The organism is Streptomyces sp. NPDC050658 (assembly GCF_044457025.1).
GTDB lineage: Bacteria > Actinomycetota > Actinomycetes > Streptomycetales > Streptomycetaceae > Streptomyces.
In genome coordinates this window covers 704,664-716,394 of sequence record NZ_JBITGM010000001.1, presented here as the reverse complement: position 1 = coordinate 716,394, position 11,731 = coordinate 704,664, and the positions used below count along the sequence as shown (strand labels likewise).

The 11,731-nt window shown below is 72.4% G+C and carries 11 protein-coding genes and 1 pseudogene; 7 read left to right on the top strand and 5 right to left on the bottom strand.

Annotated features, from left to right (window positions below):
• Window positions 1–19 precede the first annotated feature (19 nt).
• The 3 genes from ACIBKX_RS03320 to ACIBKX_RS03310 all read left to right on the top strand — a co-directional run bounded on the left by ACIBKX_RS03320 (window position 20) and on the right by ACIBKX_RS03310 (window position 3,842).
• Window positions 20–145: a SapB/AmfS family lanthipeptide gene (locus tag ACIBKX_RS03320; protein ID WP_363270676.1), complete on the top strand. Its 126-nt coding sequence runs from the start codon at window positions 20–22 to the stop codon at window positions 143–145.
• Between the two features lie 110 nt (window positions 146–255).
• Window positions 256–1,983 (top strand): ABC transporter ATP-binding protein, encoded by a 1,728-nt coding sequence (locus ACIBKX_RS03315; RefSeq protein WP_363270677.1) that lies wholly within the window; start codon window positions 256–258, stop codon window positions 1,981–1,983.
• Window positions 1,980–3,842 (top strand): ABC transporter ATP-binding protein, encoded by a 1,863-nt coding sequence (locus ACIBKX_RS03310; RefSeq protein ID WP_363270678.1) that lies wholly within the window; start codon window positions 1,980–1,982, stop codon window positions 3,840–3,842. Before ACIBKX_RS03315 ends, ACIBKX_RS03310 begins: the two co-directional genes overlap by 4 nt.
• Here the strand turns inward: ACIBKX_RS03310 and ACIBKX_RS03305 are convergent.
• Together ACIBKX_RS03305 and ACIBKX_RS03300 are read right to left on the bottom strand one after the other, a co-directional pair.
• Window positions 3,768–4,010: pseudogene (locus ACIBKX_RS03305) on the bottom strand (LuxR C-terminal-related transcriptional regulator); the annotation flags it as partial. The gene ACIBKX_RS03310 and the pseudogene ACIBKX_RS03305 sit on opposite strands and share 75 nt — an antisense overlap.
• A 466-nt stretch (window positions 4,011–4,476) precedes the next feature.
• Complete coding sequence (locus ACIBKX_RS03300; protein ID WP_363270679.1) at window positions 4,477–5,112, bottom strand: TetR family transcriptional regulator; 636 nt, start codon at window positions 5,110–5,112, stop codon at window positions 4,477–4,479.
• Window positions 5,113–5,372: 260 nt separating this feature from the next.
• Here ACIBKX_RS03300 and ACIBKX_RS03295 point away from each other — a divergent pair, with 260 nt between their 5' ends.
• Genes ACIBKX_RS03295 through ACIBKX_RS03285 form a run of 3 tightly spaced genes read left to right on the top strand, consistent with a single transcriptional unit; the run spans window position 5,373 to window position 8,598 of the window.
• Window positions 5,373–6,743, top strand: a complete 1,371-nt coding sequence (locus tag ACIBKX_RS03295) for a glycosyltransferase family 4 protein (protein ID WP_363270680.1) — start codon at window positions 5,373–5,375, stop codon at window positions 6,741–6,743.
• The gene (locus tag ACIBKX_RS03290) at window positions 6,743–7,510 is read left to right on the top strand and encodes a class I SAM-dependent methyltransferase (protein ID WP_363270681.1); all 768 of its coding nucleotides are present in this window, start codon (window positions 6,743–6,745) and stop codon (window positions 7,508–7,510) included. The genes ACIBKX_RS03295 and ACIBKX_RS03290 overlap by 1 nt, the downstream gene beginning before the upstream one ends.
• Entirely contained in the window at window positions 7,507–8,598 is a 1,092-nt protein-coding gene (locus tag ACIBKX_RS03285) for a prenyltransferase (protein WP_363270682.1), read from the top strand. Before ACIBKX_RS03290 ends, ACIBKX_RS03285 begins: the two co-directional genes overlap by 4 nt.
• On the opposite strand, the gene ACIBKX_RS03280 is transcribed toward ACIBKX_RS03285, so the two are convergent.
• The gene (locus tag ACIBKX_RS03280) at window positions 8,592–8,891 is read right to left on the bottom strand and encodes a hypothetical protein (protein WP_363270683.1); all 300 of its coding nucleotides are present in this window, start codon (window positions 8,889–8,891) and stop codon (window positions 8,592–8,594) included. The two genes, ACIBKX_RS03285 and ACIBKX_RS03280, sit on opposite strands and share 7 nt — an antisense overlap.
• A 143-nt stretch (window positions 8,892–9,034) precedes the next feature.
• On the opposite strand from ACIBKX_RS03280, the gene ACIBKX_RS03275 reads away from it, so the two are divergent.
• Entirely contained in the window at window positions 9,035–9,580 is a 546-nt protein-coding gene (locus ACIBKX_RS03275) for a hypothetical protein (protein ID WP_363270684.1), read from the top strand.
• 85 nt (window positions 9,581–9,665) lie between these two features.
• Here the strand turns inward: ACIBKX_RS03275 and ACIBKX_RS03270 are convergent, their stop codons facing one another.
• A complete protein-coding gene (locus ACIBKX_RS03270) occupies window positions 9,666–10,676 on the bottom strand; it encodes an LLM class F420-dependent oxidoreductase (RefSeq protein ID WP_363270685.1) in 1,011 nt (336 codons plus the stop codon).
• 108 nt (window positions 10,677–10,784) lie between these two features.
• Window positions 10,785–11,639 carry a hypothetical protein gene (locus ACIBKX_RS03265; RefSeq protein ID WP_363270686.1) on the bottom strand — a complete coding sequence of 285 codons (855 nt, stop codon included), beginning with the start codon at window positions 11,637–11,639 and terminating at the stop codon, window positions 10,785–10,787.
• Between the last annotated feature and the right edge of the window lie 92 nt (window positions 11,640–11,731).

The window sequence follows — 11,731 nt, the reverse complement described above, 5'->3', positions numbered from 1 at the left end:
CCAAGAGAGAGGGAAGCTCATGGCACTCCTCGACCTGCAGAGCATGGAATCCGACGAGATGACCGGTGGCGGCGGCGGAGGCGGCGGCAGCAGCCTGAGCCTGCTCCTCTGCTGGAGCACCGCCAGCATCACCCTCTGTCTGTGACGCGACCCCGCATCTGACGGAACGTCACTGAGGGCCCGGGCGGCATCCGGAAGGGGCCGCCCGGGCCCGTCGACACGGCGGAGAGGGCGAGTACGGGCGTGCAGGACCGCATGGCGACGACGACCCCCCGTCCACATCAACCACCGCCCGACGGCGGCCTGTTGCGCGACGGAACCCGGCACAGCGCCGGCCGCTGCACGGCCCTCGCGCTCTGTTCCGTCGCCGGTGCCGCCGCGAGCCTTGTGCTGCCGTACGCCATCGGACGTGCCCTGGACGCCGTCCTGACGGGCCACACGGCCGGGCACGTCGGCGCCGACGCCACCCGGTGGGTTCTCCTGTGCGCCGCGCTCGTCGGGGCCGGCGCACTCCTGGACGCCTGTGACGTCGTCCTCACCGGCACCGTCAACGCCCGTACCGCGGCCTGGCTGCGGGGCCGTGTCGTGCGGCATGTGCTGGCGGTCGGACCGCGGGCCGGTTCCCGTTTCGCGCCCGGCGACCTCGTGGCGCGGCTCGTCGACAACGCGGCGCACGCCGGGGTCGCGCCCGCCACGTTCGCGGGGCTGCTGGCCGCGCTCGCCGTGCCCGTCGGCGCGGTGGTGGCCCTCGCCCTGATCGACGGCTGGCTCGCGGTGGTGTTCGCCGTCGGGGCGCCTCTCCTCGTCCTGCTGCTGCGGGCGTTCGTCCGGGTCTCCTCCGACTGCGTGGCGCGCTACCAGCAGGTCCAGGGGGACATCGCGGGCCGCTTCGCCGAGGCGATCGGCGGGGCACGGACCATCGCGGCCGCGCACGCCGAGGACAGGGAGGCGGCGCGCGTCCTGAAGGAGCTGCCCGAACTCTCCCGCCAGGGGCACCGGATGTGGCGGGTCCAGGGGCGCTCCCAGGCGCAGGCCGTCGCGGTGGCGCCGCTGCTGCAGATCGCGGTCGTGGCGGTCGCGGGGTATCTGCTGCTGCGGCACCGCATCACCGTCGGCGAGCTGATGGCCGCCACTCGGTACGCGGTCCTCGCGGCCGGAATCGGCATGCTGGTGGGCCAGTTGGGCGCGCTGGTGCGGGCGCGGGCGTCGGCGCGACGCCTGGACGAGGTCCTTGCCCAGCCCGCGACGGAGTACGGTTCCGCCCGCCTGCCCCACGGGGACGGCCTCCTGGAACTGCGCGGCATCAAGGCGACCCGCGGCGGCCGTACCGTGCTCGACGGCGTCGACCTGACGGTCCCGGCCGGCGGCACGCTCGCCGTGGTCGGCCGCTCAGGGGCGGGAAAGTCGCTGCTGGCGGCCTTCGCGGGACGGCTCGCGGACCCCGACGAGGGGGACGTACGACTGGACGGCACCGACCTGCGCTCGCTCGGTCGGGAGGAACTGCGCAGCGCGATCGGCTACGCCTTCGAACGGCCCGCGCTGCTCGGCGCGACCCTCCAGGACACGATCGGCTTCGGCGCCCCGCGCCCGTCCGTGCCCCGCATCCGCGAGGCGGCCGAAGCGGCCCGCGCGGCCCCCTTCGTCATCCGCCTCCCCGACGGCTACGCCACCCCCTGCGCCCAGGCCCCCCTCTCCGGCGGCGAAGCCCAACGCCTGGGCCTGGCAAGGGCATTGGCGCGCGGCGGGAGGCTCCTGATCCTGGACGACGCGATGTCCAGCCTCGACACCGTGACGGAACACCACATAGCCGAGACCCTGCTCCACCACACCCCGCACCGCAGCCGCCTGATCATCGCCCACCGCGCGGCGACGGCGTCCCGAGCGGACCAGGTGGCCTGGCTCCACGAAGGCCGCATCCAGGCGATCGGCACCCATGCGGAGTTGTGGCGACGACGGGAGTACAGGGAGGTGTTCGGCACGTGAGGACCCGCGCCCTCCGCTTCCTCCGCCGCAAGTGGCCCGTCGTACTGCGGCTCGCGCTCTGGTCCGTGCTGGAGACCGGGCAGACCTTCCTCACCGGATACGCCCTCGCGCGGGCCCTGGACGACGGGTTTCTCGCCGGGCGGGTCGCAGTGGGGCTCTGGTGGCTGGGTGGGGGTGCGGCCGGGGTCGTGGTCGCCGCGTACGGCACCGGGCGGGTGTACCGCGCCGTCGCCGACCTCGTGGAGCCGCTGCGGGACAGCCTCGTGCGGCAGGTCGTGGGGAGGGGGCTGCGGGAGGCGGACGGTGCCGCCGTGTCCCGGCTCACCCAGCAGGTGGAGATCGCCAGGGACACCCTCGCCGGCCTGGTCCTGGTGTCCCGGTCCTTCGTCTTCACGGCCGCCGGCGCGCTGATCGGCCTCTTCTCGCTGGATCCGTTGCTCCTCCTCGTCGTCGCGCCACCGCTGCTCGCGGGCCTCGCCCTGTTCCTGACGACCCTGCGCCCGCTGGCCCGGCGCCAGGAGCGGTTCCTCGTCGCCGACGAGGGCATCGCGGGCAGCCTCGGCGCCATCTGCCCCGGCCTGCGGGACGTCGCCGCTGCGGGCGCCGAGCAGGACATGGCCGCCGAGGCGGAGAGGGGCATCGCAGCGGAGTACACCGCGGCCCGCGCTCTCGCCCGCTGGGGCGTCGTCCGCACGGCCGCCCTCACCGTCGGCGGCCAGCTTCCGCTCGTCCTGCTCCTCGCCGCCGCCCCCTGGCTGCTGAACCACGGAGTGACACCCGGCGCCCTCGCCGGAGCCATCGCCTACGTCACCCAGGCCCTGCTCCCGGCCCTGCACAACCTCATCCACGGCCTCGGCGCGAGCGGCTCCCGCCTCGCGGTCGTCCTGCGCCGCCTGCTGTGGACCCCGCCCCAGGAGCCGGCGACACCGGACGAGCCGGACGAGACCGAACCCGTTCCCGCGCCCGGCACGCCCCCCGCCCTCCGGCTCACCGGCGTGACCTTCGCCTACGGCCCCCGCGCCGAACCCGTCGTACGCGAACTCTCGCTCACCGTCCCGCGCGGCGGTCACCTGGCCGTCGTGGGACCCAGCGGGATCGGGAAGTCGACGCTGGCCGGGCTGGTGGCCGGGCTGCTGGAGCCGGGGGAGGGGAGCATCCGGGTGGACGGGCGGTCCGTGTCCGGGCAACGGGCCGTCGCGGGGCGGGTGTTGATCCCGCAGGAGGCGTACGCCTTCACCGGGTCCGTACGCGAGAACCTCGCCCAGCTGCGGCCGGACGGCGTGCCGGACGCGGAACTCCTCGTCGCCGCGCGGGCGGTGGGGAGCGAGCGTCTGCTGGAGCGGCTCGGCGGTCTCGACGCCGCCGTCGATCCCGCCGCCCTCTCCGCGGGCGAGCGTCAGCTCCTCGCGCTGACCCGCGCCCACGTCTCGAAGGCGCCGCTCGCCCTGCTCGACGAGGCCACCTGCCATCTCGACCCGGTGGCCGAGGCCCGCGCCGAACGGGCGTTCGCGGCCCGTCCCGGCGGCACCCTCGTCGTCATCGCGCACCGCATCAGCTCGGCCCGGCGCGCGGACCGGGTCCTGGTGATGGACGGGCCGCACACCCTCTGCGGCCGGCACGCGGAGCTGATCGAGCGCTCGCCGCTCTACCGGGACCTGGCCGGTAACTGGGGCCCGGCGGCGGGGACTTCAGAAGGGATCTCACACCCAGCCCTCCCCGCGGGAGATCCGGATGGCGTCGATCCTGTTGCGCGCACCGGTCTTGCGGGTGATGGCGGCCATGTAGTTGCGCACCGTCCCGTTGGACAGATGCAGACGGTGCGCGATCTCGGCGACCGGGGCGCCCCCGGCGGCGAGTGACAACACCATCAACTCCCGGTGCGTCAACGGCATCTGAGCTGCCCTCAGGAAACCGTGGCCGAGCGAATCGTCCACGAACCTGTGGCCGGCCGCCACCGCCCTGATCGCGGCGAGCAGCCGCTCGGGGCCGCTGCCCTTGTCGACGTAGCCGAGCGCGCCCGCGTCCATGCAGCGGCGCAGCAGCCCCGGCCGGTCCCCTGTCGCAAGGACGAGGAAAGGGCAGCCGAGGCCGCCGCTCACCGGTCCGGCCAGCTCCTCGAGCCCGTCGGAGGCGTGCGCCGTCTCGCTGTCCGGATCGACGACGCAGAGATCGGGCCGCACCGTGCCGGTACGTTCACGGGCACTGTTCCAAGGCGCATGGAACACCTCCAGGTCCGGCTCACGGGCGAGACGCTCCGCCAGGGCCGATCGCAGCAGACAGGCATCGTGCACGAGAAGTACCCGGATCACGTTCCGCCCCTTCAATACCGCCACAGGTCCCGGCTGCTTCGTTCAGCACGTGACCATTCATAGCGGCGGGGACCGCCCGGATGGACGCGGAGAACTGGCCAACAGCGATCCACGGAGGCGCGGGGGCGCATGTGACGGGCGATTGTGCGCCCCTCAAGCCCCCTGCGGGGCGGCGAGGGGTGCGCTACACCGCGTCCGGCGCCGTCAGGTCGATCAGCCGGCAGACCGTCTCGATGTCGATCTTGACCTGGGCGATCGACGCCCGCCCGGAGAGCCAGGTGATCAGCGCGGAGTGCCAGGTGTGCTCGATGACCCGGACCGCCGAGAGCTGTTCCGGCGTCGGCGCGACCTCCAGGCCCATCGCGTCCAGGATGATCGCCGTGGTGAGCCGCGACACCGTGTCCACCTCGGGGCTCACGGAACGGTCGGCGAAGGTCAGCGCCCGCACCATCGCGTCCGCGAGATGCGGCTCCCGCTGCAGCGCCCGGAAGGCGCGCATCAGCGTCTCGGCGACCCGCTCGGCGGGCGTCTCGCCGGCGGGCGGACGCTTGCGGATCGTGGTGTGCATGTGCTGCAGCTGGTCCTGCATGGTGGCGACCAGGAGATGCACCTTGGAGGGGAAATAGCGGTAGAGCGTGCCGAGCGCGACGCTGGAGGACTCGGCGACCTCCCGCATCTGCACCGCGTCGAAGCCGCCCCTGCTGGCGAGCTGGGCGCTGGCGTGCAGGATGCGGCGGCGCCGCGCCTCCTGCCGCTCGGTCAGGGGCGGCGACGCCGGATCAGCCGCCGTGACGTCCACTGCTCTGGCATCCGCTGTCATATGTCCCGTTGTTCCGTCGTCCCGATCCAGCGAGGTATGAGCTCTCCCCTGCCCGAGCGAAGCCGGGAGCTTGGGGAACGGTCAGCATGGCAGGGCGCCCGCCGTGGCGCGAATCACCTGATCCGGGCCTCACAGCGGAGCTACCTGCCGGTAGATTCAGACCTCGTTCAGCGATCATTCAACGATCAAGTCTGAAACTTGTTCTAGATTACCGTCCCGGCGTAACCTCGCGGACAACCGCAGGCAGAAGGGGGCCGAGAGTGACCGCTGAGGCCATGGAGGCGGGCCCCCGGACGGGGCCGCACGCCGATGGTGACCGTCCGTTGCGCATCGCTCTCCTCACGTACAAAGGGAACCCGTTCTGCGGGGGACAGGGCGTCTACGTACGCCATCTCTCCCGCGAGCTCGCCCGCCTCGGGCACAGCGTCGAAGTGATCGGCGCGCAGCCCTATCCGGTCCTCGACGAGGGCGAGGGCCTCGACGGCCTCAAGCTCACCGAGCTGCCCAGCCTCGACCTCTACCGCTCGCCCGACCCCTTCCGCACGCCCAAGCGCGACGAGTACCGCGACTGGGTCGACGCGCTCGAAGTGGCGACGATGTGGACCGGCGGCTTCCCCGAGCCCGCCACCTTCAGCCTCCGCGCCCGCCGCCACCTGCGCGCCAGGCGCGGCGACTTCGACGTCGTACACGACAACCAGACCCTCGGCTACGGCCTGTTGGGCGACCTGGGCGCACCGCTCGTCTCGACGATCCACCACCCCATCACCGTGGACCGGCAGTTGGAGCTGGACGCGGCGCCCGACTGGAAGCGCCGCATGTCCGTCCGCCGCTGGTACGCGTTCACGCGCATGCAGAAGCGGGTGGCCCGCCGGCTGCCCTCCGTCCTGACCGTCTCCGGCACGTCACGCCAGGAGATCGTCGACCACCTCGGCGTCCGCGAGGACCGAATCAGCGTCGTCCACATCGGCGCCGACACCGGCCTCTTCTCGCCGGACCCGGCCGTCCCCGAGGTGCCGGGCCGCATCGTGACCACGTCCAGCGCGGACGTCCCGCTCAAGGGCCTGATCCACCTCGTCGAGGCGCTGGCCAAGGTCCGCACCGAGAACCCCGCCGCCCACCTCGTCGTGGTCGGCAAGCGCGCCGAGGACGGCCCGGTGGCGCAGGCGATCGAGCGGCACGGCCTCGAAGGCGCAATCGACTTCGTCAAGGGCATCACCGACGCCGAACTGGTCGACCTGGTCCGCTCGGCCCAGGTGGCTTGTGTGCCTTCCCTGTACGAGGGTTTCTCGCTCCCCGCCGCCGAGGCGATGGCCACCGGGACGCCGCTGCTCGCGACGACCGGCGGCGCGATCCCGGAGGTCGCCGGACGCGACGGCGAGACGTGCCTCGCGGTGCCGCCGGGCGACGCGGGCGCCCTCGCCGACGGACTGACCCGGCTGCTCGGCGACCGTGAGCTGCGCGCCCGCCTCGGCGCGGCGGGCCGCGAACGGGTTCTCGCCAATTTCACCTGGGCCCGCGCCGCCCAGGGCACCGCAGAGCTGTACCGCGCGGCGATCGCCAAGAACGCGGGTCCGCAAGAAACCGGCCGCCGCCCCGCGGCCACCCCGACATACTCCGGGAGCCCTCGCTGATGCTGACCGTCGACTTCACCCGCTTCCCGCTCGCCGCGGGCGACCGCGTACTCGATCTGGGCTGCGGCGCGGGCCGGCACGCCTTCGAGTGCTACCGGCGCGGCGCCCAGGTGGTGGCCCTCGACCAGAACGGCGAGGAGATCCGCGAGGTCGCCAAGTGGTTCGCCGCGATGAAGGAGGCGGGCGAGGCCCCGGCGGGCGCGACGGCCACCGCCATGGAGGGCGACGCGCTCAACCTGCCCTTCCCGGACGCCTCGTTCGACGTCGTGATCATCTCCGAGGTGATGGAGCACATCCCCGACGACAAGGGCGTACTCGCCGAGATGGTCCGCGTCCTGAAGCCGGGCGGCCGCATCGCGGTCACCGTGCCGCGCTACGGCCCCGAGAAGGTCTGCTGGGCCCTGTCGGACGAGTACCACGAGGTCGAGGGCGGCCACATCCGCATCTACAAGGCGGACGAACTGCTCGGCAAGATGCGCGAGGCCGGACTCAAGCCGTACGGCACGCACCACGCGCACGCGCTGCACTCGCCGTACTGGTGGCTGAAGTGCGCGTTCGGCGTCGACAACGACAAGGCGCTGCCGGTGCGGGCGTACCACAAGCTCCTCGTCTGGGACATCATGAAGAAGCCGCTGGCCACCAAGGTGGCGGAGCAGCTCCTGAACCCCATCGTCGGCAAGAGCTTCGTGGCGTACGCGACCAAGCCGCACCTGCCGAAGGCCGCCGCGGAGACCGAGGCGAATTCCGACGCGAAGACCGACGCGTGACGAGCCCGGAGCGGACGGAACACCTGGTCCTGCCCGGTGTCCTGACGGCCGATCAGGCCGCGCACACGGTACGCGGAATACTCGCCGTGCAGCGCGAGGACGGCGCGATCCCCTGGTTCCGGGGCCACCACCTGGACCCGTGGGACCACACCGAGGCCGCCATGGCGCTTGACGCGGCGGGCGAGCACGCGGCGGCGGCCCGCGCCTACGAGTGGCTGGCCCGGCACCAGAACCCGGACGGCTCCTGGTACGCGGCGTACGCGGACGGCGACCCGCACGACGTGACGGACCGGGGCCGCGAGACGAACTTCTGCGCGTACCTCGCGGTGGGCGTCTGGCACCACTACCTGTCGACGGGCGACGAGCCGTTCCTGGACCGCATGTGGCCGGCGGTGGTGGCGGCGGTCGAGTTCGTCCTGGCGCTCCAGCAGCCGGGCGGCGAGATCGGCTGGAAGCGGGAGCCGGACGGCACGCCGGTGAACGAGGCGCTCCTGACCGGAAGTTCCTCCATCCACCAGGCGCTGCGCTGCGCCCTGGCCATCGCCGACCAGCGTGAAGAGCCCCAGCCGGACTGGGAGTTGGCGACGGGAGCCCTCGCGCACGCGATCCGCAGCCACCCCGAGCGGTTCCTGGACAAGGACCGCTACTCGATGGACTGGTACTACCCGATCCTGGGCGGCGCGCTGACGGGCACGGCGGCCAAGTCCCGCATGGAGCAGGACTGGAACCGCTTCGTCGTACCGGACCTGGGCGTGCGCTGCGTGGTCCCGAACAACTGGGTGACGGGCGGCGAGAGCGCCGAACTGGCCCTGTCCCTCTGGGCGCTGGGCGAATCGGACCGGGCCCTGGACATCCTCAAGTCGATCCAGCACCTGCGCGACCCCGAGTCGGGCCTCTACTGGACGGGCTACGTCTTCGACGACGAGGCGATCTGGCCCCGCGAGCTGACGACGTGGACGGCGGGCTCGATCCTCCTCGCGGTGGCGGCCCTGGGCGGCGACGAGGCGACCTGCGCGGTGTTCGCGGGGGACAGGCTCCCGACGGGCCTCGACCCGGAGTGCTGCGGGGCACCGGCCGGAGGTCAGTAGCGCCGAATCCGGTTGGCGAGGGCGTGGCCGACGAAAACGTACACGACGGCGGCAAGCCCGTATCCGGCGACGACACGAGCCCAGGCATCGTCGAACGTGAACAGGTCGTGCGACCAGCCCGCGAGCCACCGGGCCACCTCGTGCACGAACCGGACGAGGTCGTTCGCGCGATTGGCGTCGAGCAGGTACATCAGGATCCAGAGCCCGAGGACGACGCCCATCACATCGGCGACGACAGTGATGATCTTCGCGGCCTCATTGGTGCCGCGGGTGTGCCGGGTTCGGGGATTCATGCGGTACGGGTACCGGGGCCGGGTCCCTTGAAACCCGTACGGCCGCTCTCGGCCCCGTACGGCTCGCTCCCGGTGGCGGGGCGCGGCGGCCGGGGCGAGGCTGCCGGGAGGACCGCTGACCCTGGACCCTGGAGGCCGCCGCCGTGCTCCGCCCTGCACCCGTCCGCCGTGCCGTAGTCCCCCTCACCCTCTGCTGCGCGCTCCTGGTGGGCGCGACCGCCTGCAACGACGACGACAAGGACAGCGCGGCGGCACCGAGCGGCAGCAGCTCCGCCGAGAAGCAGAAGTTCGCCAAGACGCGCTTCGTCGCCAACGCGGGGCTCGCGGCCGGGGCGACGTACCAGTGGATCGTGAAGCCCTACCGCGCGGGCAAGTTCAAGAGCGGCGCCGACGGCCGCAAGTTCGCCCTGGTCAAGGCGGGCCTGGCGGGCGCCTTCACCTACAACCGCCTGAAGGCGGCAACACGGAACGCCCAGGGCGACCCGACCCTGGCCAAGGCGGTGGCACCCCTGACGGCGGGCATCGAAGCCCTGAAGGACCTTCCGACGAAGCTGCGCAAGGGCGACTCGACGGAGTCGGTGGTCGGCTCCTTCGTCGGCGTCATCAACTCGGTGAAGGACGCGGGGAAGGGGGCGGGGGCAGAGGTGAAGGACCGGGTGCCGTCGGCGGGGGAGCTGGCGAAGGGCTGACCTTGTCTCTGCTGGTGAGCGGTGGTCCGGTGCGTGCAGCTGCAAGCACCGCCCACAGCAGTCGGCCAGATCCGCCGGACAGGCCCTAGCCGTTCAGCTCCGCAAGGACCCGCAACGTACGCCGGTCGGGCGCAAGGACCAGCAGATCCGTCACCGGCCCCTTCCGCCACAACTCCATTCGCTCGGCTATGCGTTCGCGCGGGCCGATCAGGGAGATCTCGTCGGCGAAGGCGTCGGGGACGGCGAGCACCGCCTCCTCGCGGCGCCCCGCCGCGAACAGGTCCTGGATTCGGCGTGCCTCCTGCTCGAAGCCCATCCGGGCCATCAGATCCGCGTGGAAGTTCCGTGCCGCATGCCCCATCCCGCCGATGTAGAACCCCAGCATCGCCTTGACCGGCAGCAGGCCCTCGGCCACGTCGTCGCACACCTTCGCCCGCGCCATGGGGGCGACCATGAATCCGTCCCGCGCCTCCGCCAGCGACGCCTCGTGGACATCCGTCCGCATCGGGGACCAGTACAGCGGCAGCCAGCCGTCCGCGATCCGCGCCGTCTGCGCGATGTTCTTCGGTCCCTCGGCGCCGAGAAGCACCGGCAGATCCGCCCGCAGGGGGTGCGTGATCGGCTTCAGCGGTTTACCGAGGCCGCTTCCGTCCTCGCCCCGGTAGGGATGCGCGTGGAAGCGGCCCGCCAGCTCCACCGGCCCCTCCCGTCGCAGCACTTGGCGGATCACGTCGACGTACTCCCGCGTGGCCGTCAGCGGTGACTTCGGGAACGGGCGGCCGTACCAGCCCTCCACCACCTGCGGCCCGGAAAGCCCGAGCCCCAGCAGCATCCGCCCGCCGGAGAGATGGTCGAGGGTCAGTGCGTGCATCGCCGTCGTCACCGGCGACCGCGCGGCCATCTGCGCAACAGCCGTACCCAGCTTGATCCTTGAGGTCTGCGCCGCGATCCAGGTCAGCGGGGTGAAGGCGTCGGAGCCCCACGCCTCCGCCGTCCACACGGAGTCGTAGCCGAGCCGCTCCGCCTCCTGCGCCAGCGCGACATGGTCCGAGGACGGGCCGCGCCCCCAGTAGCCGAGTGCGAGTCCCAGACGCATACCCTGAACCTCATCCCCTGACGGTCCGTCAGTTCCCTGTCGTCGGGCGACTGTACGACAACGGCCCCCCGCCCGGAAGGGCGAGGGGCCGTGAGGCGTCGGGGAAGATCAGCCGCGCTGGATCCCCGTGGTGTCCTGCAGCACGCCACGACGGCCGTCCTGCGTCTGGGCCACCAGGCCGGGACCGCGCTGCTCGACGGCCAGGTACCAGGTACCGGGCGCCAGTTCGGCGATCGGCGTCGGCGAACCGTCCTCCGCGTACAGCGGACGCGGCACCGGCACGGCGAACCAGAACGGCGAGAAGTCACCGGCCGGCTGAGCCTGCGCGGGCGGCGGCGTCTGCTGCCCCGCCTGCGGCTGACCCGGCTGGGCACCGTACGGCTGCTGACCGCCCTGCGGCTGGCCACCGTACGGCTGACCGCCCTGCGGCTGACCCTGCGCGCCCGGGTAGCCGTAACCACCCTGCGGCTGACCGCCGTACGGCTGCGGGGCCGGACGGGGGGCGCCGACGAGCGGGGCCCTGAAGGCGGGAACGGCCAGGGCCAGGACCGCACCGGCGGCCATGACCAGGGTGGCGATCAGGGAGAGGATGATGCCGATACCGGCGTCGAAGCCGCTGTCGCTTCCCTGTCCCATGTTGTCGAAGCCGCTGGCCGGGTCGAAGACCTGACCGAGCGCGCTCCAGGCGGCGGCAATGGTGAAGGCGACACCGAAGTGTCCGAGGTCGAGGCCGAGGACCTTCGGGGGAGTCGGCAGGCCGCGCGAGACGACGATGCAGACGGCACCGATGATCCCGGTCAGCGTGACGCCCATCAGAACCGGCCCGCTGTTCCAGGCATTCGGCATGTCGGCAGAGTCTCCGACGCCTTCGATGTCGAAGATGTCCAGGAACGAGGCGATGAACAGCAACACCGCTGCCCCGATCACCACGCCGTCGCCTCGAGTGAGAGAGCGGATATTCACTTCAGGTCCTTCGTAAGTCGTCTCGTCGGTGGAGGCGTCGCTGTCGCCCCAAGGTCGCGGCGCAAAGCGCGGGGATGGCCCCCCATCGTACG